Source organism: Kitasatospora sp. NPDC041988 (assembly GCF_055588525.1).
Genome location: NZ_JBVJCO010000022.1, coordinates 66,050 through 90,364, shown reverse-complemented (window position 1 = coordinate 90,364; position 24,315 = coordinate 66,050). Strand labels below are relative to the sequence as shown.

19 protein-coding genes are annotated in these 24,315 nt (G+C 73.0%); 3 read left to right on the top strand and 16 right to left on the bottom strand.

Features of this window, described 5'->3' with window-relative positions:
- Positions 1-211 precede the first annotated feature (211 nt).
- Positions 212-2,467 (top strand): RecQ family ATP-dependent DNA helicase, encoded by a 2,256-nt coding sequence (locus ACZ6NC_RS22460; RefSeq protein ID WP_465735397.1) that lies wholly within the window; start codon positions 212-214, stop codon positions 2,465-2,467.
- A gap of 378 nt (positions 2,468-2,845) precedes the next feature.
- Positions 2,846-3,553 carry a hypothetical protein gene (locus tag ACZ6NC_RS22455; RefSeq protein ID WP_465735395.1) on the top strand — a complete coding sequence of 236 codons (708 nt, stop codon included), beginning with the start codon at positions 2,846-2,848 and terminating at the stop codon, positions 3,551-3,553.
- A gap of 308 nt (positions 3,554-3,861) precedes the next feature.
- Here the strand turns inward: ACZ6NC_RS22455 and ACZ6NC_RS22450 are convergent, their stop codons facing one another.
- The 3 genes from ACZ6NC_RS22450 to ACZ6NC_RS22440 all read right to left on the bottom strand — a co-directional run bounded on the left by ACZ6NC_RS22450 (position 3,862) and on the right by ACZ6NC_RS22440 (position 6,313).
- The gene (locus ACZ6NC_RS22450; RefSeq protein ID WP_465735393.1) at positions 3,862-4,584 is read right to left on the bottom strand and encodes a hypothetical protein; all 723 of its coding nucleotides are present in this window, start codon (positions 4,582-4,584) and stop codon (positions 3,862-3,864) included.
- A gap of 100 nt (positions 4,585-4,684) precedes the next feature.
- A complete protein-coding gene (locus ACZ6NC_RS22445) occupies positions 4,685-5,389 on the bottom strand; it encodes a ribonuclease HII (RefSeq protein ID WP_465735391.1) in 705 nt (234 codons plus the stop codon).
- Between the two features lie 177 nt (positions 5,390-5,566).
- Entirely contained in the window at positions 5,567-6,313 is a 747-nt protein-coding gene (locus tag ACZ6NC_RS22440; RefSeq protein WP_465735389.1) for a TetR/AcrR family transcriptional regulator, read from the bottom strand.
- A gap of 160 nt (positions 6,314-6,473) precedes the next feature.
- Here ACZ6NC_RS22440 and ACZ6NC_RS22435 point away from each other — a divergent pair, with 160 nt between their 5' ends.
- Positions 6,474-8,021, top strand: coding sequence for an MFS transporter (locus tag ACZ6NC_RS22435; RefSeq protein ID WP_465735387.1), 1,548 nt, complete (start codon positions 6,474-6,476; stop codon positions 8,019-8,021).
- Positions 8,022-8,253: 232 nt separating this feature from the next.
- On the opposite strand, the gene ACZ6NC_RS22430 is transcribed toward ACZ6NC_RS22435, so the two are convergent.
- From ACZ6NC_RS22430 to ACZ6NC_RS22370, 13 genes are all read right to left on the bottom strand, one after another.
- Positions 8,254-10,050 carry a DUF4153 domain-containing protein gene (locus ACZ6NC_RS22430; RefSeq protein WP_465735385.1) on the bottom strand — a complete coding sequence of 599 codons (1,797 nt, stop codon included), beginning with the start codon at positions 10,048-10,050 and terminating at the stop codon, positions 8,254-8,256.
- A gap of 218 nt (positions 10,051-10,268) precedes the next feature.
- Entirely contained in the window at positions 10,269-13,451 is a 3,183-nt protein-coding gene (locus ACZ6NC_RS22425; RefSeq protein WP_465735383.1) for an Ig-like domain-containing protein, read from the bottom strand.
- A gap of 98 nt (positions 13,452-13,549) precedes the next feature.
- A complete protein-coding gene (locus tag ACZ6NC_RS22420; RefSeq protein ID WP_465735381.1) occupies positions 13,550-14,533 on the bottom strand; it encodes a carbohydrate ABC transporter permease in 984 nt (327 codons plus the stop codon).
- Positions 14,530-15,552, bottom strand: a complete 1,023-nt coding sequence (locus ACZ6NC_RS22415) for a carbohydrate ABC transporter permease (RefSeq protein WP_465735379.1) — start codon at positions 15,550-15,552, stop codon at positions 14,530-14,532. The genes ACZ6NC_RS22420 and ACZ6NC_RS22415 overlap by 4 nt, the downstream gene beginning before the upstream one ends.
- Before the next feature lie 110 nt (positions 15,553-15,662).
- Positions 15,663-17,063 carry an ABC transporter substrate-binding protein gene (locus ACZ6NC_RS22410; protein WP_465735377.1) on the bottom strand — a complete coding sequence of 467 codons (1,401 nt, stop codon included), beginning with the start codon at positions 17,061-17,063 and terminating at the stop codon, positions 15,663-15,665.
- Positions 17,064-17,335: 272 nt separating this feature from the next.
- Positions 17,336-18,541, bottom strand: coding sequence for a cytochrome P450 family protein (locus tag ACZ6NC_RS22405; RefSeq protein WP_465735375.1), 1,206 nt, complete (start codon positions 18,539-18,541; stop codon positions 17,336-17,338).
- A gap of 57 nt (positions 18,542-18,598) precedes the next feature.
- Positions 18,599-19,843: a cytochrome P450 gene (locus ACZ6NC_RS22400; RefSeq protein WP_465735373.1), complete on the bottom strand. Its 1,245-nt coding sequence runs from the start codon at positions 19,841-19,843 to the stop codon at positions 18,599-18,601.
- On the bottom strand, positions 19,840-20,520 hold the full coding sequence (locus ACZ6NC_RS22395) for a GTP-binding protein (protein WP_465735371.1): 681 nt from the start codon (positions 20,518-20,520) through the stop codon (positions 19,840-19,842). The genes ACZ6NC_RS22400 and ACZ6NC_RS22395 overlap by 4 nt, the downstream gene beginning before the upstream one ends.
- Entirely contained in the window at positions 20,501-20,869 is a 369-nt protein-coding gene (locus ACZ6NC_RS22390; protein WP_396323780.1) for a DUF742 domain-containing protein, read from the bottom strand. Before ACZ6NC_RS22390 ends, ACZ6NC_RS22395 begins: the two co-directional genes overlap by 20 nt.
- Positions 20,866-21,318: a roadblock/LC7 domain-containing protein gene (locus ACZ6NC_RS22385; protein WP_465735368.1), complete on the bottom strand. Its 453-nt coding sequence runs from the start codon at positions 21,316-21,318 to the stop codon at positions 20,866-20,868. Before ACZ6NC_RS22385 ends, ACZ6NC_RS22390 begins: the two co-directional genes overlap by 4 nt.
- Entirely contained in the window at positions 21,318-23,036 is a 1,719-nt protein-coding gene (locus ACZ6NC_RS22380) for a sensor histidine kinase (protein WP_465735366.1), read from the bottom strand. The genes ACZ6NC_RS22385 and ACZ6NC_RS22380 overlap by 1 nt, the downstream gene beginning before the upstream one ends.
- Before the next feature lie 232 nt (positions 23,037-23,268).
- On the bottom strand, positions 23,269-23,835 hold the full coding sequence (locus ACZ6NC_RS22375; protein WP_465735364.1) for a Clp protease N-terminal domain-containing protein: 567 nt from the start codon (positions 23,833-23,835) through the stop codon (positions 23,269-23,271).
- Positions 23,836-23,838: 3 nt separating this feature from the next.
- Entirely contained in the window at positions 23,839-24,075 is a 237-nt protein-coding gene (locus ACZ6NC_RS22370) for an RNA polymerase subunit sigma-70 (RefSeq protein ID WP_396323784.1), read from the bottom strand.
- Between the last annotated feature and the right edge of the window lie 240 nt (positions 24,076-24,315).

Sequence of the window (24,315 nt, the reverse complement as noted above, 5' to 3'; positions counted from 1 at the left end):
ATTCGAGAACGCCCCCGGATTTTCTTTTTTTCCTGTGGATAAACCCGCCCTGTGGATAAAACCTCCCTCATTCGGGGCATGCGGACCCACCCTTCCGAGGGATATTTGACGGCTGTTCAGCGGAAGAGCGGATGAAATGCACCCGCGCTCCACGTGCCCATGACCCACCGCCGTTCGCCCATTGTCGGCACCTCGGGGTTACATGGACGCCATGCAGCAGCCGCAGACCCACACCACCGCCACCGACGCCCCCGCCACGTCAGGCACCGGCACCGCCGACTCCGGCGCCGGCACCGCGACGGCCGCCGACCGCACCGAGGTCCGGGCCCGGGCCGAGGCCGTCCTGCGCGAGCTCGCCGGGCCGGCCGCCACGCTCCGCGACGACCAGTGGACGGCCATCGAGGCCCTGGTCGTGGACCACCGACGGGCCCTCGTGGTGCAGCGCACCGGCTGGGGGAAGTCCGCCGTCTACTTCATCGCCACCGCCCTGCTGCGCGCCCGCGGCGCCGGGCCGACGGTGATCGTCTCCCCCCTGCTCGCCCTGATGCGCAACCAGGTGGAGTCGGCGGCCCGGGCCGGCATCCACGCCCGCACCATCAACTCGGCCAACACCGACGAGTGGGACACGATCCAGGCCGAGGTCGCGGCCGGCGCGGTGGACATCCTGCTGGTCAGCCCCGAGCGGCTGAACAACCCCGACTTCCGCGACCAGGTGCTGCCCAAGCTCGCCGCCTCCACCGGCCTGCTGGTGGTCGACGAGGCCCACTGCATCTCCGACTGGGGCCACGACTTCCGACCCGACTACCGCCGGCTGCGCACCATGCTCGCCGACCTCTCACCGGGCGTCCCGGTGCTGGCCACCACCGCCACGGCCAACGCCCGGGTCACCGCCGACGTCGCCGAGCAACTCGGCACCGGCACCACCGACGCGCACGCGCTGGTGCTGCGCGGGCCGCTCGACCGGGAGAGCCTCACCCTCGGCGTGCTCACCCTGCCCGACCCGGCGCACCGGCTGGCCTGGCTGGCCGACCACCTCGACCGGCTGCCCGGCTCCGGCATCGTCTACACCCTGACAGTGGCCGCCGCCGACGAGGTGACGGCCTTCCTGCGCGAGCGGGGCTTCGCGGTGGCCTCGTACTCAGGCCGCACCGAGGACGCCGAGCGCCGGACCGCCGAGGCCGACCTGCTGGCCAACCGGGTCAAGGCGCTCGTCGCCACCTCCGCGCTCGGCATGGGCTTCGACAAGCCCGACCTCGGCTTCGTGGTGCACCTGGGCTCGCCGAGCTCGCCGATCGCCTACTACCAGCAGGTGGGCCGGGCCGGCCGCGGCGTCGACCGGGCCGAGGTGCTCCTGCTGCCCGGGCGCGAGGACGAGGCGATCTGGCGCTACTTCGCCTCGCTGGCCTTCCCGCCGGAGGAGCAGGTGCGCCGCACCATCGACGCGCTCGCCGAAGCCGGCCGACCTCTCTCCACCGCCGCCCTGGAGCCCCGGGTGGACCTGCGCCGCGCCCGGCTGGAGACCATGCTCAAGGTCCTCGACGTGGACGGCGCGGTGCGGCGGGTCAAGGGCGGCTGGACGGCCACCGGGCAGAGCTGGGAGTACGACACCGCCCGGTACGCCAAGGTCGCGGCCTCCCGCGAGGCCGAACAGCGGGCCATGCGCGAGTACGCGGGAGGCACCGGCTGCCGGATGGAGTTCCTGCGGCGGCAGCTCGACGACGAGCAGGCCGTGCCGTGCGGCCGCTGCGACAACTGTGCCGGGCCGCTGCACACCCCGGACGTCTCCGCCGAGGCGCTGGACGCGGCCCGGGCCGCGCTCGGGCGGCCCGGGGTCAGCTTCGAGCCGCGCCGGCTCTGGCCCACCGGCATGGACGCGCTGGGCGTGCCGCTCAAGGGCCGCATCCCGGCGGGCGAGCAGGCCGAGACCGGCCGGGCCCTCGGCCGGCTCTCCGACATCGGCTGGGGCAACCGGCTGCGCACCCTGCTGGCCGACCAGGCGCCCGACACGCCCGTCCCCGGCGAGGCGGTGGACGCCCTGGTCGCGGTGCTCGCCGACTGGGCACGCGGTCCCGGCGGCTGGGCCGGTCCCGCGACCACCGAGGGTGCCCGGCTGGACCGGCCGGTCGGCGTGGTGACCATGGCCTCCTCCCGGAGGCCGCAACTGGTCGCCAGCCTCGGTGCCCGGATCGCCGAGATCGGCCGGCTGCCGCTGCTCGGGCAGATCGAGTACGCGACGGGGCAGCCCCCGCACGGCGCGCGTAGCAACAGTGCCCAGCGGCTGCACTCGCTGGCCGGCGCGCTCGTCCTGCCGCCGGAGGTGGCGGCCGCGGTGGCCGGGGCGGGCGGGCCGGTGCTGCTCGTGGACGACCTGGTCGACTCCGGGTGGACGGTCACCGTCGCCGCCCGGCTGCTGCGCAAGGCCGGGGCGAGCGCCGTCCTGCCCCTGGTACTGGCCGTGCAGGGCTGAGGTAGCGGGACGGAGGGGGTGGAAGAAGCGGTAGGCCCGAGAGCGGGCATCACTCGAATGGAGTAATGGAGGCGGTCGCCGGAACGCCCGGGAACGCAGGACCCACCGATCGGGGACAAGGTGGGCGGATGTTGCCTGAGATGCTCGGCAAGGGCCTTCGGGTGGCCCCGATCACGATCTGGCGCCACCTGGGTGGCGCTCATGCGGCTGTGGAATATATCCGGCAGAACGTTGGCTTTCGGGCGGCGTTCATCATTTCATCGTTGCCGCTCCACCCCATCTGCCCTGAGAATTGGACGGTACCCGGAACCCGGTCCGACGGACCAGGCCTTCGGCGTACGCACGTACCCGCGCGCCCGTGGGTCGGGAAGGAGGATCGTGATCAACGGTATCGGCCGAGGTCAGTATCCCCTCGCCCGGAGTTCGTCGCCCAGACGGGTGCTCGACCTGGAGACGTGGGCGGCCGCGGGGATCCCGTTGCTGCGCGATCCGCGCGAGTTCGTCCTGGAACTGCACCAGCGCCACCTGCCCCAGCCGGGCACGGTCGTGGTCGGGGTGGTGGACGCTTCACAGCGGCTGGCCGCCTCGGCTTCGTTCGCGCCCTGGCCCCGCCACACCGACGGCTGGCAGCACCGCAACGCGATCCTTGCGCACCTGCGTCAGGTCACCCCGCACGACCTGCGCCAGGCCGCCCCGACCCGGACGGCCGTGCTGCTCCGCTGCCGCGAAGGTGCGGCCGGCTGGACGGAACAGGACGGCGCCTGGATGTGGGCTCTGCAGGACGCGGCTGTGCTGCACGGGCTGCGCTGCGGTTCGTACGTCGCGCTGACCCCGGCGGGCTGGCAGGTCCTCGGCGACGAGCGCGGCGGGCGCAACCCGCACGCGGGTTCCTGGGCGGACGGGCCGGTCCACACCGTGACGGAGCTGCCGCCCCGGTCGGCGCTACGCCAGTCAGCGGAGCGGAGCCAGCTCGGGGAGCGAAGCCAGCTTGGGGAGCGGTCGCAGCACCCCCGGGCGCCCGAGCTTCCGTGGGCTCCGGCCCGGGTGACGGCCATCGAACCGGCCCGGCGCACCGGCACCCGCTGACGCAACGGCGGCCACCACCGCGTCCGAGCCGCGACCGCGCCCCTGACAGCGACCGCATCCGCGGCCGCGACCATCCGCGGGGCACCACGCGCCACCGGCCGCGGGGCACAGCGCACGGAGGACGGGCCGCGGACGCCACGGACCGCCGGCACGCGTCTCGTCACCCGAGACCGCGCCGGCCCCGCCCGAGCACCCACCGGCACCCGGCACCCGGCACCCGGCACAACTCGAACCGCCGCAACGCGAACCGCCGCAACGCGAACCGGGCCCGGCGCCTCGCGGCATCGGGCCCGGACGGTCCAGGAGTCTCAGGCGCGCACGGGGCGGCCGGCGGGCGAGCCGGCGGCTGCCGCGGCGGGGCCGGCGTTGCCGCAGACCACCAGGAGCGCGGCCGCGTGGCCGAGCGCCTTGGTGTACGCCTCGGCGGCGCGGTCGGCCGTGCCGCCGTTGACGACCAGCACGACCACCTCTCGGCGAGCCGGGCGGCTCAGCGCCGCGTCGGCGTAGAACACGTCACCGCCCTCGGCGAGTTGCGCCCAGTAGCGCTCCTCGCCGAAGGAGAGTTCGTGCTGCTGCCAGGGGTGCGCCTCACCGACCGTCAGCACCAGGATGTCGCCCGGGTTGCGGCCGGTCTCCAGCAGCTGGTCGACCGCCTCGTCGGCGCGGTCGACAGCCTCTGCCGTGGTGGCGGCGACCTGCTGGACAGCGACCTGCGGTGCGGCGGGTGCCGGGCGTCGCGGGCCGGGCTTGGGGATCTGGGCCGTACACGGCGGCCCCGAACGGTCGGTGCGCGGCTGCGCCGGCCGCGGAGGTGCGGGGCGCGGCCCCGGCACCGGGACCGGGACCGGGACCGGGACCGGGACGACGACCGGCGGTGCGGCAGTCGCGGCAGTGGCGGCCGATGGTACGGCGGCGATCGAGCTGGCGGTGGCAGATGTGCGATGGGCTTGTGCGTCCGACTCGCGGGGGAAGGGAACGCCGGGGCCCGGGAGGCTCTCGTGAATCTCCGGCTCCTCGGGGAAGACAGGCATACCCGGATATCTATCAAATGCCGGTCGGGAGCGCACGGGCACCCCACCTATCGGGCACCGCGAACCGTACGCCCCCACTCCGGCAATTCACGACGGAACGTCAGAAACCGAGCGTCAACTGTTCGTCGACAGGGCCTTCGGCGCCCGGTCCGCCCGCGCCGACTCGGCTCCGCTTCAGATGGCGCCACTGGGGCAGTCCGTCCAGATACGCCCAGGAGAGCCGGTGCTGTTCGGTCGGGCCGAACTCCTCCAACGCGGCGCGGTGCACCGGGGACGGGTAGCCGGCGTTGTCGGCGAAGCCGTACTCCGGGTGCGCCTCGCCGAGTTCGGCCATCATCCCGTCGCGGTGCACCTTGGCCAGCACCGAGGCGGCCGAGACGCAGATGCAGGACTGGTCGCCCTTGATCACGGTGCGCACCCGCCAGGGCCCACCCAGGTAGTCGTGCTTGCCGTCGAGTATCACCGCATCCGGCTCCACCGGCAGTGCCTCCAGCGCGCGGACGGCGGCCAGCCGGAGGGCGGCGGTCATCCCGAGCTCGTCGCACTCCAGCGCCGAGGCGTGACCGAGCGCGTACGCGGTGACCCAGTCGGCGAGCACCGGGGCGAGCGCCTCGCGGCGCAGCTCGGTGAGCAGCTTGGAGTCGGTCAGGCCCTCCGGTGGCTTGCGCAGGCCGGTGACGGCCGCGCCCACGGTGACCGGGCCGGCCCAGGCGCCGCGCCCGACCTCGTCGAGGCCGACGACGATCTTGGCGCCGGCCCGGCGGAGCGAGCGCTCGACGGAGTGCGTCGGCGGAACGATGGGCATCGCGGTGTCCTTCGAGTGGGGCAACCTCCAGCCTAAGCCCCGCCCGGAACCGCCCCGACCACGCTCACCCAGGCCGCAACCACCACCGCGCCCGCCCGCGCAGGTGCCCACACCCGCACCCGCCCCATACGCGCACACCCGCACCCGCACCCGCACCCGCAAGCACGCCCCACCCCGTCAGGCGCGGATCAGCGGCACCATCACCTCGTCCACCAGCTCGGCCGCGAATCCGGGTGCGATCGCCCGGCCGCAGATCTTCACCCGGTACAGCAGCATCGCCGGGGCCACGTCGGCGACCAGCGGGGTGGCCGCGCCGGGCCGGACGTCGCCGCGCTCGGCGCCCCGGCGGAGGATGTCCAGGATGGTGCCCTTGGTCGGTTCGATCACCCGCTGGACGATGAAGTCCTTGAACAGTTCGGCCTGTTCGTGTTCCAGCTCGGCCATCAGCGCGTGCATCGCGCCGCCCGCCCGGGAGCTCATCGCCGCGGTGAAACCCTCGATGAGCAGCAGCAATTCACTACGGGCGGACCCGAGGTCCGGGGTGTCGGTAGGGCGTGGCAGAGTGGAGTCCAGGGCATCGATGACCAGGTCCACCTTGGACGCCCAACGCCGGTACAGCGCGGCCTTTCCGGTCCGCGCGGCACTGGCGACGCCTTCCATCGTCAGCCGCGCGAATCCGCCGGAGGTGAGCTGGTCGAGCGCGGCCTCGAAGATCGCCTGTTCCAGCTCCTTGCCCCGGCGGCGCATCGGCCGGGACAGGACCTCGGCGGCCGCCCTGACCGGACAGAGCGCCGCCGACGCAACTGCCGGGACGGCAGGCGCCGGTTCGGGAGCGGCCGGGTGCTCGCCCGCCCGCCCTGCGGTCCGTCCCGTCGCCCGGTCGGTCACCGGCGCCTTCGCCTGGCGCCGCACCAACTGATCCATCGCCACCAACCTTAGAGAACGCTTGCGTTCACAATCTCGCCCAGGATATCGTCCAGATTAGTGAACGATCCCGTTCCTTCATAGCCTGCGGGACGCCGTGGGACCGTGCCGGACCTCCGGTCCACAGCACACGAAGCAATAGCCAGCAGGGGGCATCAACTTGGCTATCTCCGACACACTCAGCAAGAGCTCACCATCGCAAGGCAGCCAGGGCCGGCGCAAGGGCATCACCCTGACCGTCATCGCGGCCACGCAGCTCATGGTGGTACTCGACGCCACCATCGTGAACATCGCGCTGCCGCAGATCCGGGACGCGCTGGACTTCTCCACCACCAACCTGTCGTGGGTGATCAACGCCTACACGCTGACCTTCGGCGGTCTGCTGCTGCTCGGCGGTCGCGCGGGCGACATCCTCGGCCGCCGCCGGGTGTTCATCGCCGGCACGCTGCTGTTCGGTCTGGCCTCGCTGCTGGGAGGCTTCGCGCAGGACGGCGGCCTACTGCTGGCCGCCCGTGCGCTGCAGGGCATCGGCGGCGCGATCTGTTCACCGACCGCCTTCGCGCTGATCGCGACCAACTTCGAGGAAGGGCCCGAACGGAACAAGGCGTTCGGTGTCTTCTCCGCGGTGGCCGGGGCTGGGGCGGCGATCGGCCTGCTGGCCGGCGGTGTGCTCACCGAGTACCTCGACTGGCGCTGGGTCTTCTTCGTCAACGTGCCGATCGCGGTCCTGATCGCGCTCGCCGCACCGCGCTACATCGCCGAGTCGGAGCGCCACGACGGCCGTTTCGACCTGCCCGGCGCGCTGACCTCCACACTCGGTCTGGTCGGCCTGGTCTACGGGTTCATCCGGGCCGCCTCGGACGGCTGGACCGACCCGCTCACGCTCGGTTCCTTCGCGGCCGGTGTGCTGCTGATAGCCGCGTTCCTGGTGATCGAGAACCGCACCGCGCAGCCGATCACCCCGCTGCACCTGTTCGCCAACCGGAACCGCACCGGCGGCCTGGTGATGATGCTCTGCCTGGCCGCGGCCATGTTCGGCATCTTCTTCTACGTCACGCTCTTCGTACAGGGACCGCTCGGGTACAGCCCGTTGAAGGCCGGCTTCGCCTTCCTGCCGATCAGCGTGTCGATCATCATCGCCGCCCAGCTCGCCTCCGCCCTCCAGGCCAAGTACGGCCCCAAGCCGTTCATGGCCGGCGGCGCGCTGCTGGTCACCATCGGGCTCACCTGGCTGACGCAGATGACCGCGGACAGCGGATACGTGGACGGGGTGCTCGGCCCCACGGTGATCTTCGGCTTCGGCATGGGCCTGACCTTCGTCCCGGTGATGCTGCTCGCGGTGGCAGGGGTCGCCGGCGAGGAGACCGGCGCCGCCTCCGGCCTGCTCAACTCGATGCAGCAGATCGGCGGTTCGCTCGGTCTGTCGATCCTGACCACGGTTTTCGCGCACTACGCCACCGCCGAGGCCAAGCTGCAGGTGCCCGGCTTCCTGGCCACGGCCACCCCGGAGCAGCGCGCCGAGTTCCTGGAGAAGCACGAGTTCCCCAAGGGCACGGGAGCGGCCAACGAGGTGCTCGCGCAGGGCATTTCGCACGGTTTCATCGCTGGGGCGGCGCTCGCCGGCCTCGCCCTGGTGGTCGCGCTCGTCGTGATCAAGGCCAAGGCCAGCGACCTGCCGTCGGACACCTCGGGTGTCGCGATGCACTGAGGCCGCACAACAGCGACCTGAACGCGGGGGGGGGGGGGGGGGGGGGGGGGGGGGGGGGGGGGGGGGGGGGGGGCGGGGGGGGGGGGTAGGTCTCCCGCTCGCCCGCCAACACCCCCCCCCCCCCCCCCGCCCCCCCCCCCCCCCCCCCCCCCCCCCCCCCCCCCCCCCCCCCCCCCCCCCCCCCCCGGCCCTTTTTCCGCAGCAGCGGTTCAGCACGCCTCGCGGCAGCGGCTCAGTACCCGTCGAAGAACCCGCGCTGCAGCCCCACCGACGCACAGGCATCCGAGGTCGCTTTCCCCCGACCGACCGGCGGGCGCTCCAGCAGGATCCCGCGGGAGCGCGACTCGGCAAGGCTGGTGGCGTACCAGGGCGAGGCCTCATCGGGGAGCCCGGACCACTGCTTCTCCAGCGCACAGGTCCGGTAGTCCTGCGGCAGCCGGTCCAGGGCCGGAACGGCGTCGAGCGAGAGGTCGCGGACGTTGCGCAGGTCGATCTGCCCGGTGCGCTCGAAGCGGGCCACGTTCTGCTCGGCGACGATCGCGTCCGGCCCGATCAGCCCGTAGACGGCCGCGGTCAGCGCGCCGCTGAGCACCACGGCGCGGGGCAGCCAGGCGGCGGAACGGACCAGCCCGGCCGTGAGCAGCAGCACGAAGACGGCTCCCATCCAGACCTCGACCACCAGCACCCAGAGCCGCAGCCTGGTGAGCCCGGAGGCGTCGACGTAGAACCACATCCGGCCGAGCGCCGAGGCGACCACGACCAGGGTGAGCAGGCAGAGCGCGCCGAGCAGGATCCGGGCCAGCCGGCGGTCGGACTCGGAGCTGCGCGGCGCCCAGCGCTTGGCGACGGCGACCACGACCAGGGTCAGCACGGTGACGGCCATCAGCTGCCAGAAGCCCTGCCGGGCGTACTCGGAGCGGCTCATCCCGGTGTTCTCCATGATCGAGTCCCGGCCGCCAAGCACCACCACGGCCTGGACCAGCGCGAAGGCGCCGAACATCAGGTTGAGCGCGACCAGCGGCAGCGCCCACTCCAGCCGGCCGCGCTCGCGGCCGGGGCGGACCACCGTACGGTCCCAGCGGCGCGGACCGGCCGCGATGTGGGCGAAGCCCAGCGTGGTGGCCAGGCCGAGGACGAACAGCACCAGGCGCAGCGGGATCTCTCCGGGGGCGAAGCTGGGGCTGAGGCTCCCGAGGACGTCCGCCATGGCCGCGTCGGCACTGGCGAACAGCCCGCCGAATACGGTCAGCAGTACGACCGCCACCGCGACCGCGCGTAGCACCGGGACCAGCTTGCCGCGGCCGGGCAGGGCGAGGCCGCGCAGGGCGTCCCGGGCCCAGAGCAGGCCGGGCACGAGCTGCCAGAGGATGCCCGGCAGGGCGAGCAGTACGCCGGCCCAGCGGCGGCCGCCGTGGAGCGCGAGCGAGGCCAGGGCCAGTGCGCAGACCGTGGACAGCACCGTCGGCCAGCCGGCGTCGGAGAGCGCCGGCACGGCGAGCAGGGCCAGGGCGAGCACGCTCCACGCCACCGTCCAGGGGCGCACCTTCCGACCGGCCGACCAGGCGGCGAGGCCTGCGCCGACGGCGGCCACCGCGCCGCAGATCAGCAGGTTGACGCCGAGTCCGCCGTCCAGCAGCCAGGCGGTCAGCAGGCCGGTCAGTACGGCGGCCAGCAGCGCCCTCGGCGGGGCCGGGGCCTTGGTACCCGGGTCACTGGGGCGCAGCCAGCCGTCGGGCCGTGGCACCGGTCCGGCGACCGGCGGGCGGTACGGGTTCGGTCCGACGGGTCCGCGGTACGGGTCGAAGCCGGACTGACCGGCCCCCGCCGGTGCGGGGCCGAACGGTGCGCCGGCCACCGGGCCGGGGCCGAACGGACCCGCACCGGAAGGACCGGCACCCGACGAACCCGCACCGGACGGAGCGGCACCGGACGGAGCGGCACCCGACGAACCGGCACCCGACGAGCCGGCACCGGACGGCCCGGATTCGGACGGCCCGTCGGCCGGGGCGGGCGTGGAGAGACCGGACATGAGTTCCCCCTCAGAGGTCTGTGGGCATGCGGAAGCCGCCCTGGGGGCAGTCCGCCGGCAGGCGCCCAGGGCGCCGCGACTGGAGCCGACTGTAGACCATTCTGAACAGGTTCAAAAACGCCGGGGCGCCTCCGTCACAGGGCTGTGACAGAGGCGCCCCTTCACCCTGGCCGCGAAAATGAGGGCAGGTCAGCGGCCCGCCGGAGGAGGACCGGGGCTCAGTAGGAGCCGTACAGCGAGTACACCAGCGAGTCCTTCACCGCCGGCCCGAAGACCGCCGGCCAGGTGCCGAAGGGCACCACCGCGTTGCTGTAGGCGCCCGAGCCGGCCGGGCCGGTGGAGTAGTTCATGTTGTTCACCGTGGCGCCGGTTCCGTTGCTGTTGTAGACGAACCAGTACGCCGTGTTGGCGCTCAGCGTGGTGCTGACCGGCAGCGAGTTCCAGGCGTTGGGGGTCAGCGTGCCGCTGCCGGTGGCCGCCACCAGGGTGCCGGGCGAGCCGCCCGCGTCGGTGTAGACCGCCAGCTGGTACTGGTTGTTGGGCGCCGCGCTGACCGGGCCGACGTGCACGCTCAGCGAGGTCAGCGGAACGGCCGCAGCGCCCGTGGTGACCCGGCTGCCGTTGAGGTGGTTGGAGTCGGTGTCATCGATCAGCGAGCCGACCACGGTGTTGCCGAGCGTCTTCGGCGGCGCTCCTCCGGTGGTGAACGAGAGCGTGGCCGGGTTCGCCAGCGCGTTGCCGGAGGTGTCGCGGACGCCCTGGACGGTCGCGGTGTAGCCGGTGGTGAGCGCGAGCGGGGTGCCCGGGGTGAAGACGACGCCGTTGGCGGCGCCGTCGTAGGCCACCGTGCCCGCGACGGCGGTGCCGCCGGCGGTGCGCAGGGTGACGGCGGAGGCGGTGACGCTCGCCTGGTCCAGCGGCTCGCTGAACGAGAAGCGCACCGCCGTGCCCGGGTCGACCCCGGTGGCACCGGCCGCCGGGTTGGTGCCGGTGACGGTGGGCGCGGTGGTGTCCCGGCCGTACGAGGCGGTGTAGGAACCCACCGCGCCGTCGAAGAAGGCGTACGACACTCCCTTGATCGTCTCGATCCGGTACGGGATCGCGCGGCCGCCGGAGGAGATGCCGGTCAGTGTGCCGGAGGCGGCGGAGACCGGCAGCATCGCGCGCAGGCCGTTGGCCCCGCCGGTGATGTCGAAGGTCAGCGAACTCCCGCTCCAGGTCAGCTTCGAGAACGCAGACCCGTTGCGCGCGTCCAGCCAGGTGAGCATCTGCCGGCCGGACACCACCGGGACGCCGCGCACCTTGGCGGCGGCGATGATCGCGTCCGAGGCGGAGGATGCGGCGAAGTCGGTGTGGATGTTGGCGGTGAGCGCCGCGTAGTAGCCCTTGGCGCCGTAGGCGGCGTCGAGCAGCGTGTTGACGGTGCCCGGGTAGGACTGGCCGGACTCGTCGGTGAGCTGGGTGGTGGCCTGGTACTCGTCGATCACGCTGCCGTCGGTGTCGGCGAAGCGCATGATCTGGGCGGTGCCGTTGAAGTAACCGGGCCGGTCCTTGGTGAAGTTGGACGGGTAGAAGTAGTAGTCGGTGTCCAGCCGGATCCCGTTGGCCAGCTTGGTCTTCGCCTGGGTCGCCCAGTCGTCCCACTCCACGCAGTGCGTGCGGCTGCTCGACGGGGCGGGCAGCGAGGGGTACTTGGCCCGCCACTCGGCCAACTGGTCGCGGTAGAAGCCCTGGAGGGTCGCGGCGGTGCCCCACGGACGGCAGTTGGTGGTGACGTGGACTCCCACCTCGAAGCCCTGGTCGGTGTAGGCCTGCGCCTGAGCCGGGGTCAGCGGGTCGTCGGTGTAGATGTACGAGGAGCCGCGCACGCACTCCCAGTCGGCGACGGAGCAGCCGGGCGGGCTCTGGGCGATGTAGCCGTCCCAGCGGCCGGCCGTGCCGCCGACACCGTGGTCGTCGCCGGTCATCACCACCACGGCCTTGACGTCCCGCGGGAAGTACCAGAACCGCGGGAGCGGCTTGTTGGCGGAGTCGACCAGGGTGATCAGGTTGGCCAGCAGCCGCTGCTGTTCGTCGGCGATCGGGATCAGCGCCTTGTCCAGGTTGTTCCAGTCCGGCTGGCCGCCCGTGCCGAAGAACATCTCGCTGGCCTCGTAGCCGTCGGTGCCGTCGCGCTGCTGGCCGGCCCAGGCGGTGTTGCCCTGGCGGGTCTGCACCACCGACCTGGCCAGGTCGTAGCTGAACGCGGCGGCCCGTCCGCTGCCGGCCGTACGGAGGGTGACGGCCGGGTTGGCGGTGGCGGTGGCGGCGTCGCTGTACAGGGTGGCGACGGCGGTGGCGCCGCTGAGCGTGTAGAGGTCGGCGGGCCCGTGGTAGCCCATGGTGTCGCCGGTGATCCCGGTGCCGGGTGCGGCGCCGGTGTCCACCTTGAGGTAGGCGTCGGCGCGGGTGCCGGCGGCCGGGGTAAGGCCGAACAGCGGCGCGAGCTGCTTGTCCGGGCGCATCGCGACGAGCCGGCCGCCGCCGTTGGTCCAGGTGGTGAGCGTCCCGGCCTGGGCCGCGGTGAGCGGCATCTCGCCGAGCAGCACCACGTCGTAGGAGGCGAGCAGGGAGCTGGTCACGGCGGAGATGTCCACCGTGCGGTAGGAGTTGAGGCCCTCGGCCTTGAGCATCTCGGCGAGGTAGCGGGTGTACGGGTTGGCCTGGCTGGTGACCAGCAGGATCGGCCCCTCGCTGCCCGGGCCGGCGCCGGGCGCCGGGGGCGGCGGGGTCTCCTCCGCGGTGTACGTCGCGTAGATCGAGAAGCTCAGGCCGCTGGCGGTGGACGCGCCGAAGTCGGCGGGCCAACCGCCGAACGCCCGGCCGCCGTTGCCGTACACGCTGGTGCCGCCGGCGCTGTAGTGCAGGTTGTTGACGGCCGGGCTCGTGCCGTTGCTGTTGTAGGCCAGCCAGTAGGGCGTGTTGGCGGCGAGGCTCGCCGTCAGCGGCACCGTGTTCCAGCTGTTGCCGGTGAGGGTCGCGGAGCCGCTGCTCGCCACCAGGGCGCCCGGGCTGCCCGCGTTGTCGCGGTAGACCGCCGCCTGGAACTGGTTGTGGGGCGCGGCGTCCACCGCGCCCACGTGGACGCTGATGCTGCTGACCGTGCCGCCCGCCGCGCCGGTGACGTACCGGGACGCGTTCAGGTAGTCGGAGTCGTCCGAGTCGGTGGACGGACCGACGGCCGTGGAGCCCAGGGTCGCCGTGGCGGCCACCGCCGGAACGGCCCCCGGGCCGGCGGCCAGCGCCACCGCCGTGCTCAGGGCCGCCAGCAGGCCCGCGATCCGTCTCCGCCACCGGATTCCGGAGCCGCCGCCCGCACCCGCGCCTGCTCCTGCTCTTGCTCCTGCTCCTGCTCCTGCCATGACCGCCCCCTGCCCGTTTCGGCCAACTGCCCCTAACGGTGTACCGGTTGCGCGGCGAGCGTGTCCACGGAACCGCCACAATGCCTCACCGGACCGTCCTAGCCCTTGACGGATCCGGCCAGCAGACCGCGGACGAAGTACCGCTGGAGGCCGAAGAAGACCACCAGCGGGATCACGATCGACAGGAACGCCCCGGCGGTGAGCAGCTCCCAGCGCCCGCCGAAGGAGCCGGAGAGCTGCGCCAGCCGGACCGTCATCGGTGCCACCTCCGGGGTGCCGCCGGCGAAGGTGAGCGCCACCAGCAGGTCGTTCCAGACCCAGAGGAACTGGAAGATGGCGAACGAGGCCAGCGCCGGTGTGCAGAGCGGCAGCACGATCGACCGGAAGATCTTGAAGTGCGAGGCGCCGTCCACCACCGCCGCCTCCATCAGGTCACGCGGCAGCTGGGCGATGAAGTTGTGCAGCAGGAAGATCGCCAGCGGCAGCGCGAACATGGTGTGCGCCAGCCAGACCGGCGCATACGTGCCCTTCAGGTCCACCGCCGGGATCAGGGTCAGCGAGCCCAGGTGCGCGCCGCCGGAGAACAGGCGCAGCAGCGGGATCAGCGCCATCTGGATCGGCACCACCTGGAGCGCGAAGACCACGAAGAACACCGTGTCGCTGCCCCGGAACCGCACCCAGGCCAGCCCGTACGCGGCCATCGCCGCCAGCACCAGCGGGAAGAGCGTCGCCGGGACACTGATCGCCAGCGAGTTCACCAGGAACGGCATCAGGCCGGTGGAGACGCCGGAGCCGCCCTCGAACAGCACCGTGTGGTAGTTGGAGAGGCCGAGGTCGGGGTGGAGGAGGGCGTTCCACCAGCCGTCGGCGGTGACGTCCTGCTTGGGGCGCAGCGAGGTGACCAGCAGACCGAGGGTGGGGATGGTCCACAGCACCGTCACCGCGATCACGAAGACGGAGGCGAGCGGGCTGCTGAAGGCCTGCCGCACCGGGCCGCGGCGATCACCCGGCAGCCCGCGCCCACCGGACCGGCGGCGCCCGCCCGACGAACGGCGCCCGCGCACCGGATCGAGCACGCTCATCGGACCCCACGCTCCTTCCGTAGCTGGACGATGTTGTAGGCCACCAGCGGCAGCACCGCGAGGAAGAGGATCACCGCGAGTGCGCTGCCCCGCCCGGTGTTGAACTGCACGAAGGACTGCGAGTACATCTCGTTGGCCAGCACCTGGGTGCCGAAGTTGCCGCCGGTCATGGTGCGGACGATGTCGAAGGCCTTCAGCGTGGTGATCATGACGGTGGTGAGCACCACCACCACCGTGGTGCGGATCATCGGCACCGTGACGTACCAGAACAGTCGCACCCCGCCGGCGCCGTCCAGCCGGGCGGCCTCGGTGACCTCGTCCGGGATCGCCTTGATCGCGGCCGAGAGCACCACCATCGCGAAGCCGGTCTGGACCCAGACCATGACCGCCATCAGCAGGAAGGTGTTCAGTGGCTGGGAGAGCATCCAGTTCGGCGGGTGCTCCCAGCCCAGCGCGATGGCGACCTGGCTGAGCAGGCCGATCTGCTGCTGCGAGGCGTCCCGGGACTCGTAGACGAACTTGAAGATGATCGAGGCGCCGACCAGTGAGATGGCCATCGGCATGAAGATCAGCGACTTGTAGACCGCCTGGCCGCGCATCCGGTCCACCAGCAGCGCCAGCACCAGGCCCAGGCCGGTCGCGGCCAGGGGCGCGACCACCAGCCAGAGCAGGGTGGTGACCAGGATCTTCTGCACCGAGTCGGTGGTGAACGCCCAGCCGAAGTTCTCGCCGCCGACGAACCGGCTGCTGTCGTCGTTGTACAGGCTCAGGTAGACGGTGCGGACCAGCGGGGCGACCAGGCCGACCAGCAGCAGCACCACCGCCGGGCCGAGGAAGACCGCGACGGCCAGCGGGCGGGCGATCCGGCCGGAGGCCCGGCCGGCGGCCAGGAAGACCAGCAACAGGATCCCGAGGAAGCCCGCGATCGCGCCGAAGCTGTTGCCGAACTTGACGGCCGCGTCACCCCAGGCACCGTCGGCCGGCGTGCCGGCCGCGAGCGTGGTGGCGGTCAGGGACATGGCTGCGCGTCCTTTCCCTGCCGCAGGGCAGAGAGGAGGGGCGGGCGGTGCGGGTGGGTGGCCCCGCACCGCCCTCGACAGATGGTCCTCACGTGGCGCCCGGCGCGCCGCTACTGGGGCCAGGCCGCGTCGATGTCGGCGGCGGTCTTCTGGACGGACTGCCCCTCGGCGAACCAGGCGGTCAGCGACTTCCACTCCTGCCCGGCACCGACCGCGGCCGGCATGAGGTCCGAGCCGTCGAAGCGGAAGGTGGCCGCCGGGTCGGTGAGCGCGTCGGCGGAGAGCCGGTCGATCGGGTCGGTGTACAGGCTCTTGTCCACGCCCTGGTTGGCGGAGACCCAGCCGGTCGCGGTCTTCACGCGGCTGCTCGCCCAGTCCGAGCTGGACAGGTAGTTCTGCACCGCCTGCACCTCGGGCCGGCCCGCGAACGCGGTCAGGAACTCGCCGCCGCCCTCGACCGGGTTGGCCACCTGCGGGTTCACCGCCGGCAGGTGGAAGGCGAAGATGTCGCCGTCCGGGCCCACGTTGGTGCCCTTGGGCCACTGCGCCTTGTAGAAGGACGCCTGTTGGAGCAGGAGGCACTTGCCGGTGAGGATCGGCGCGCCCGCGTCCTGGAAGGTCGTGGTGGCGATCGACTTCACGTCACCGTAGCCGCCGTTGACCCAGGCAGGGTTCTGCATCCAGTCCGCGACGGTCTTCATCGCCGTGGTGATCTTCTCGTCGGAGAACTTCACCTTGTGGCTCACCCACTGGTCGTACACGTCGCCGCCGTACGAGCCCAGCACCACTTCTTCCAGCCAGTCGGTGGCCGGCCAGCCGGTGGCCGTCCCGGAGGCGATGCCGCCGCACCACGGCTTGCCGCCGCCAGCCTTGGCGATCCGGTCGCTGAGCGCCATCAGGTCGGCCCAGGTCTTCGGCACCTCGTAGCCGGCCTGCTTGAAGGTCTTCGGCGAGTACCAGACCAGGGACTTCATGTTGGCGCTCATCGGAGCCGCGTAGAAGGTGCCGTTCACCGAGCCGTAGGTCTTCCAGACCGGGCTCCACTTCTCCTGGTTGGCGACGGTCTGCGCGGGCGGCTTCACCACCTTGCCGCTCTTCACCATCTGCGCCAGCAGGCCGGGCTGCGGGATGATCGCGAAGTCCGGGGCGTTGCCGCCGGTCACCCGGACCGGCAGCTGGGACTCGAAGTCGTTGGAGCCCTCATAGCTGATCTTGATGCCGGTACAGGAGCTGAACTCGGACCAGGACTTCTCCAGGTTGTCCGACTCCGGGCTGAGGATCGACGCGAAGACCGTCACCGTGGTGCCCGAATGCCCCGCGTACGGCTGGTACTTGGCGCAGTCACCGGCCAGGGTCTGGCCCCCGCCGCCCGAACCGCCCCCGGAGTCGCTCGAACTGTTGGAACAGGCCGCGGTCAGCGCCAGTGCCGCCAGCAGGGCGGGTACGGCGACCAGACGGCGGGAACGGGTGGAGGGCGTACACCTGGGCGGCACGGTCGGGGTGGGGGTCAATGCGGTCCTCCTCGCCAGGGCGCGAAGCGCCGGCAGTACGACAGAACGACATTGCGCTGTACCGGAGATCGACATGGACGCGGCGGCGGCCGGTTTGACGACGTTAACGCAGCGGCCACCCCTCGCCAAGGTCCGCGTTCGACCTTCATCCGCACGTGGCCCAAGTTGTGACCCCGGCACGTGCCCCGCCCGCACCCGGGCCGGGGGCCCGCGACCCTCCGGAACGACGCACGGCCCCGTCCGGGCCGGACGGGCCGTGCGACAACCGGTCGTCAGCGGAGCCGGACGGGCAGCTCCCGCAGCGAGTTGACCACCAGCGACGGGCTCGGCCGCAGCTCCTCGTCCGGCACCGAGAGCGCCAGCTCCGGGAACCGCTCGAACAGCGCCGGCAGCGCGACCCCCGCCTCCAGCCGGGCCAGCGGCGACCCGGGGCAGACGTGCGGACCGTGACCGAACGACAGGTGGCGGATCGGATCCCGGGTGATGTCGAACAGCTCGGCGGTCATACCGTGCTGCGCCGGGTCCCGGCCGATCGCGTTGTACGAGATCAGCACCGGCTCGCCCTTGGGGATCACCACCTCGCCCACCTCGACGTCCGCGGTGGTGAACCGGAACAGGAAGTTGCTGGTCGGCGGCGTCCAGCGGAGCGACTCCTCGACCACCGCGTCCCACCCGACCTTGCCCGAGCGCACCAGCTCCAGCTGGTCCGGGTGGGCCAGCAACGCCCGGACGGCGTTGCCGATCAGGTTGACGGTGGTCTCGTGGCCCGCCGCGATGATCACCCGCAGGGTGGCCGCCGCCTCCGCGTCGCTCAGCGCGCCGCCCTCGGTGTCCGCCGCCAGCAGCACGCTGGCCAGGTCGTCACCGGGCGCCGAACGGCGCTGCGCCACCAGGTCGTTGACGAAGGCGTTCAGCCCGGCGATGGTCGCCTGGATGCCCTCGGGGTTGGGCCGGATGCCGAAGAACCGCTCGTACAGGTCGCGCAGGTGGCCGTGGTCGGACTCCGGCACGCCGAGCAGCGAGCAGATCACCGTCATCGGCAGCGGGAAGGCGAACACGGTCTTGAGCTCCACCTCCCGCTCCCCCGCCGACAGCGCGTCCAGCAGGCCGCGGGTGATCTCCTCCACCCGCGGGCGCATCAGCTCCACCCGGCGCGGCGTGAACGCCTGGGCCACCAGCGCCCGCAGCCGACGGTGCTCGGCGCCGTCGGTGGTCACCATGCTCGGGCCGGGCACCGCCAGACCGATCAGCGGCCACGTCTTCGGCACCTCGCCGCGCTGGTAGGCCGCCCAGTGCGCGGCGTCCTTCACCAGCCGGGTGTCGGTCAGCAGGTCCCGTGCGGCCGCGTGCTGCGTCACCGCCCAGGCGGCGACCCCACCGGGCAGCTCCACCGCCACCGCCGGGCCGGCGGCGCGCAGCAGCGCACCCTCGGCGGCGTTGTCGCGCGCCAGCGGATCGAGGGCTATCGGGGCGGTCATCGGCACAACTCTCCTTGAGGTCCTGGTTCTTGCAACAGCCGTGAACGGCCGGCCGGCTCAGGCGTGGTAGCCCGCGGTGAACGACACCGGCAGCGCCATCAGCCCCCGCACCCACGCCGACGGGCGCCAGACCAGCGCGTGCTCGGCCACCGCGAGCCGCAGGTCCGGCAGCCGGTCCAGCAGCACCTCGATCGCGGTGGTGGCGATCACCTCGGCCGCCTCCTGCGCCGGGAACGGGCAGCCGTGCTCGCCGTACGAGTAGCTCATGTGCGCCCGGTTGCCCTCGGCCGGGCTGCCGTCCGGCTGGCGCACCGACGGGTCCGCGTTCGCACCCGCGAAGCCGAGCAGCACCATGTCCCCGGCGGCGATCCGCTGCCCGGCGAGCCGGGTGTCCCTGGTCGCCCACCGGCCGGCGAAGATCTGCGTCGGGGTGTCCTCCCAGAGCGCCTCGTTCAGCGCCTGGCTGATGCTGCGCCGGCCGCCGGAGAGCGAGGCGGCGAACCGCTCGTCGGTGAGCATCAGCCGCAGCGCGTTGGAGATCCAGTACGAACTGGGCTGGTGGCCGGCGATCAGGATCACCCGCAGGTCTCGCATGATCTCGTCGTGCGACAGGCCCGCTTCGTGCTGGAGCATCGCGGTGGCGATGTCGTTGCCGGGATACTCGGCCTTCTCCTCGACCAGCTGCAGCATCACGCCGAGCAGCCGCTGCGCGCCGGCGGGCGCGTCCGGGCCGCCGTCCAGCATCGTCAGCAGGCCGTCGATCAGGACGGGCGCCTGCTCCTCGCTCAGCCCGAGCAGCCGGCAGAGCACCAGCAGCGGCATCCGGTGCGCGTACTCGGCGACCAGGTCGGCCTCGCCGCGCCCGGCGAACTCGTCGATCAGCCGGTCGGCGATCTCCTCCGCGTGCTTGCGCAGCTCGTACGGGTCGACCGCGGCCAGCGCGTCGGTGACCGCCCGGGAGCGGCGGACGTGCTCCTCGCCCTCGGCGTACAGGATCGACGGCACCGGGGCCATCATCGGCTTGAGCGGCCAGTCCTCGGGGATGGTCTCCCAGGCGTTCCAGCGGCTGGAGTCGCGGCCGAACAGCTGCGGCTGGCCGGTCACCAGCTGGAGCTCGCGGTAGCCGATCACCAGCCAGGCCGGGACCCCGCCGGCCAGCTCCACCGGGGCGACGGGGCCGTGGGCGGCCCGCAGCTCGCGGTAGAGCTGCCCCGGGTCGGTCTGGAAGCGCGGCCCGTACAGCGGGGTGGCGCCGGCGTGCGCCGGGCAGCCCGGCGGCGGGGTGGCGGCGGGCTCGGTCACGGCGTGCTCTCCTCGTACGGGGACGGGTCGGTGATGCCTTCTGTCGCGAGCAGGACGGCGTCGGCCCCGACGCGGGCGGCCGCCTCGACCCGGGCGGCCAGGTGGCGGACCAGCTCGATCAGCACCTGCTTGCTCGACTCCCGGTCGCGCGCGTCGCAGTCCACCAGCGGGACTTCGGCGGGCAGGTCGAGCGCCTCGCGGACCTGCTCCAGGGTGTGGGTCGGCTCACCGAAGTTGTTCCGGGCCACGATGAACGGCGTGCCGTGGTGCTCCAGCCGGTCGATGGCGTACCAGGACTCCTCCAGCCGCCGGGTGTCCACCAGGACCACCGCGCCGAGGGCGCCGCTGAACAGCCGGTCCCAGAGGAACCAGAAACGTTCCTGCCCGGGCGCGCCGAACAGGTACAGCACCTGGCTGGCGGAGAGCGTGATCCGGCCGAAGTCGAACGCGACCGTGGTGGAGCGCTTGCCCCAGGCGCCCGAGGGGTCGTCGATCCCCTCGCCCGCCTTGGTCATGGTCTCCTCGGTGTTCAGCGGACGGATCTCGCTGACCGCGCCGACCAAGGTGGTCTTGCCCACGCCGAAGCCGCCGACCACGACGATCTTCAGCGCGTTGTCGGCGGTGCCGCGCAGCGGGGTGCGCCGGGCCGCCGGTGCCTCAGAGCCGTTGGAGTCCATGCAGCACCTGCTTCAGCGTGTCGAGATCGGGCAGCCGGGCCTTGTTGGGGGCGAACCGGGGGTGGCGGGCGGTGATCGCCCCGGTCTCCAGCAGGTCGCCGAGCAGGATCTTCACCACCGAGACCGGCAGCGCCAGCTCGGCGGAGACCTCCACGACGGCGGTCGGGGCCTCGCACATCCGCAGGATGCGGACGTGCTCCGACTGCATTCCCGGCGCCGGCTCCCGCTCGGCGACGATCAGGGTGACCAGGTCGAAGGCGTTCTCCGGGGACCGGCTGCGGCCCCTGGTGATGGTGTAGAGGCGGTCCGGGTCGTCGTCACGGCCCGGCATGACCGGCCGGCCGGTCATGCCCGGGCGCTCTCTCGGTCCGCGTCCGCCACACCCGCCGCGCCCGCCAGGTCCTCGCGGGCCGGGGCGCTGAGGTGGACACCGATCTGCTCGATCAGGCCGTGCATGTTGTGGCCGACCACACCCACGTCCGCGTCGTCGTCGGTCACCACGGCGAGGTGGGCGCCCTCTCCGGCCGCCACGATGCAGAGGATGCCACCGTGGAACTCGGTCATCGACTGCCGTACGCCGCCGCTGCCGTCACCGAACTCGATCGAGGCACCGTGCGCCAGGCTCTGCATGCCGGAGGCGATCGCCGCCAGCTGGTCCGCCTGGTCGGCGTCGAGGCCGGCGGTGTGGCAGAGCTTCAGGCCGTCGGCGGAGAGCACCAGGGCGTGCCGGGTGCCGGGGGTGGCCGTCAGCAGGTTTTCCAACAGCCAGTCGAGGTCGCGATCGGTGGCGCTGCTCATCAGGAGTCCTTCTCGGTGACGGGGGAAGCGTCGGGCGTGGTGTCCGTGGTCGGTGCGCCGCCGCTCTTGGCCTGCTGCGCGGCGCGGCGGAAGGCGCCGAAGCGGGCGGCGGCACTCGCCGCGTCGGCGCGGGCGGGCGTGGCGGCGGGGGCCGTCGGAGCGGCTGTGGCGAGCGTCTGCCCTCGGCGGCGCTGCGGCAGGCCGCTGTCGGTGACCGGCGCGGGCGCGTCGGCCCGGGTGGCCGGGGCGGGGACCGCGGGGGCCGGGGCCGGGACAGCGGGGGCCGCGGGGGCCGGGGCCGGGACAGCGGGGGCCGCGGGTACGGCGGGCAGGGGGCGCGCGGGAGCGAGGGCAGGCGGGAGGGCCGGGGTGAGCGCGGGGCGCGCGGGAGCCTGCGCGACCGGCCGATCCGGTACGGGCGCCGGGGTGGGCTCCGGTGCGGAATGCGTCACCAGCTGCTGCGGGATCAGCATCACCACTCCGGTACCGCCGCGCGCCGACGGCCGGAACGAGATCTGCAGCCCGTGCTTGCGGGCCAGCGCGCCGACCACCGCGAGGCCGAGCCGGGTGCCCGCCGAGAGCGTGGTGAGGTCCAGCGGCTCGGCGGAGACGGCCCGTTCGGCCCGGCGCAGCCAACTGTCGCTCAGCCCGAGGCCGCTGTCCTCGACGGTGACCGCCAGCCCGGCCGGCACCTCCTCGACGTAGACGTGCACCTCGGCCGGCGGAGCGGAGAAGTTGGTGGCGTTGTCGAGCAGTTCGGCGAGCGCGTGCATCACGCCCTCGGCCGCGAACCCGGCCACGGCGGCGGTGCTGGCGTTGTGCAGCCGGACCCGCTGGTACGCGCCGATCCGGCCGAGCGCGCCGCGCAGCACCGACTCCACGGCGATCGGCTTGGCCCAGCGGCGGCCCGAACGGGCGCCGGTGAGAACGGCGATGCTGTCGGCCATCCGGCCCGCCTGCGCGGTGGAGTGGTCCAGTCGCAGCAGGTCGCCGAGGACCTCCTCGTCGTGGCGGTGCTGCATCTCCCGCAGCTCGGCGTGCATGCTCGTGGCCAGCGCCTGGACCCGCCCGGCGGCGGTCGCGCAGACCGCGAGGGCGGCGGCCCGCAGCCGCTCGCCCCGGCCGACCTCCTCGGCGACGGCCCGCAGCAGCGCGTACTGGGGGTGCTTGCGGTGCGCGGCCAGCGCGCTGTCGACAGACGCGCCGTCGCGGAGCTTCTTCACCACCTCGGGCAGCACCTCGTCGGCCAGCCGGTCCAGCCGGTCGCGCTCGGCCCGCTCCGCCTCGGCCTCGGCCCGCGCCCGGGCCAGTTCGGTGTGCGCGGCGGCGACGTCGGCCCGGGCCTGCGCCAGCTCGGCCCGGGCGGTGTCGCGCTCGGCCTGTGCGGCGGCGGCCCGCTGCCGGGCGGCCGTCTCGGCCTGCTTGGCCGCACCGGCCACGACCAGCGCCGTCATGGCCTCGTCGTCCTTCCCGGCGAGCGCGGCCCCGAGCCGGCGGGCGCGTTCGGTGGCGGACGCCGCCACCCCGACGGCGATCAGCCAGAGCGCGGCGACCGCGCCGACGGCCACGGCGGTCAGCGGCTGGTGGGCCGCCGACGCGCGGCCGATCGCGATCGGGGTGACGACCAGGGCCAGCAGGACCGCCGCCGCCGTCAGGGCCGCGGTGCGCGCGGCGGGTCGTCGGCGCGGCCCGCCGACGGGGCTGGTGCGTTCTCTCATCGGTGCGGTCCTCGGCAGCGGCGGCGGGCGTCGACGGGCTGACGCCGACAGCGGGGCTAGGCGAATGCGCGACCGCCCGGCCGACGTGATGAAACGTCTCCGGGCGGTTGATCGGTTCACGCAGTCGGCCGATCATATCCATTCAGCCATTGGCCTCAACAGGCAAGTTGACGGACAGTCTCGTTCGTTCACGCTTCGTGCACCGATCCACGGCCAGGCCGCCGCAACTCCGTCAGCCCAACGTCGCCTCCACCGCCTGCCGGACGGCCTTCGCATCCAGCCCGTGGTCGGCGATCACCTTGGCCCCGAGACCCTCGCCCTCCCGGAGCACCCCCAGCAGCAGGTGCCCGACCGCGATCTCACCGGACTTCAGCCGGATCGACTCGCGCAGGGACAGCTCCAGCACCTTCTTCGCCCGCGCCGTGAACGGACTCCGCCGCGCCTTCGGCTCGGACCGGAACCAGCCGCGCCGCCGCACCTCCGGCTCCTCCCCCGGATCGTCCAGCGCCCCCTCCCCGAACACCGACTCCACCGCCTCCCGGACGGCATCCAGGTCCACCCCGATCGCCGCCAGCGCCTGGGCGTCCTCCCCCACCCCCAGCAGCCGCAACACCGCCTGCCTGGCCGTCTCGTGATCCAGGCCGGAGTCGACCAGCACCGCGACCGCGGGGTCGTCCGACTCCGCCAGCAGCGACAGCAGCAGGTGCTCCGTCCCGACGTACCCGTGCCGCAGCCCTGCCGCCTCCTGCTGCGCCCGCACCACCACCTGCCGCGCCTGGCCGGTGAAACGCTCGAACATCGCTCAGCCTCCGTCCTTTTCTCCACCAGGCCCACGCCGGGCGTACTTCTTGTGCACCGCCTGCCGGCTCACCCCGAGACAGACCGCGATGTCCTGCCAGGACCACCCCTGCTGCCGGGCATTCCCGACCTGCAACCCCTCCAGCCGGTCCGCCAGGTCACGCAACGCCCGCACCGCCCGGAGGCCCACCGCCGGATCACGGCTGCTCGCCGCCGCCGCGAGTTCTCTGCTCTCGCTCATACTGTCAACCTAGGTTGACATCCGGCATGTGTCAACCCTGGTTGACAACTCGCTGCACCGCCACGCCCATCGCCACCCCGCCCCGGCCGTCACCGCCCCGACCGCTCGGCACGGAACGACAAAGAGGCGGGGGGGGGGGGGGGGGGGGGGCCCCCCCCCCCCCCGGGGGGGGACCGTCTCTCTTTTTTTGTTTGTTCCCCTCACCTTTTTTTGACTCATCCCCCCCCCCGCAGAAAGACC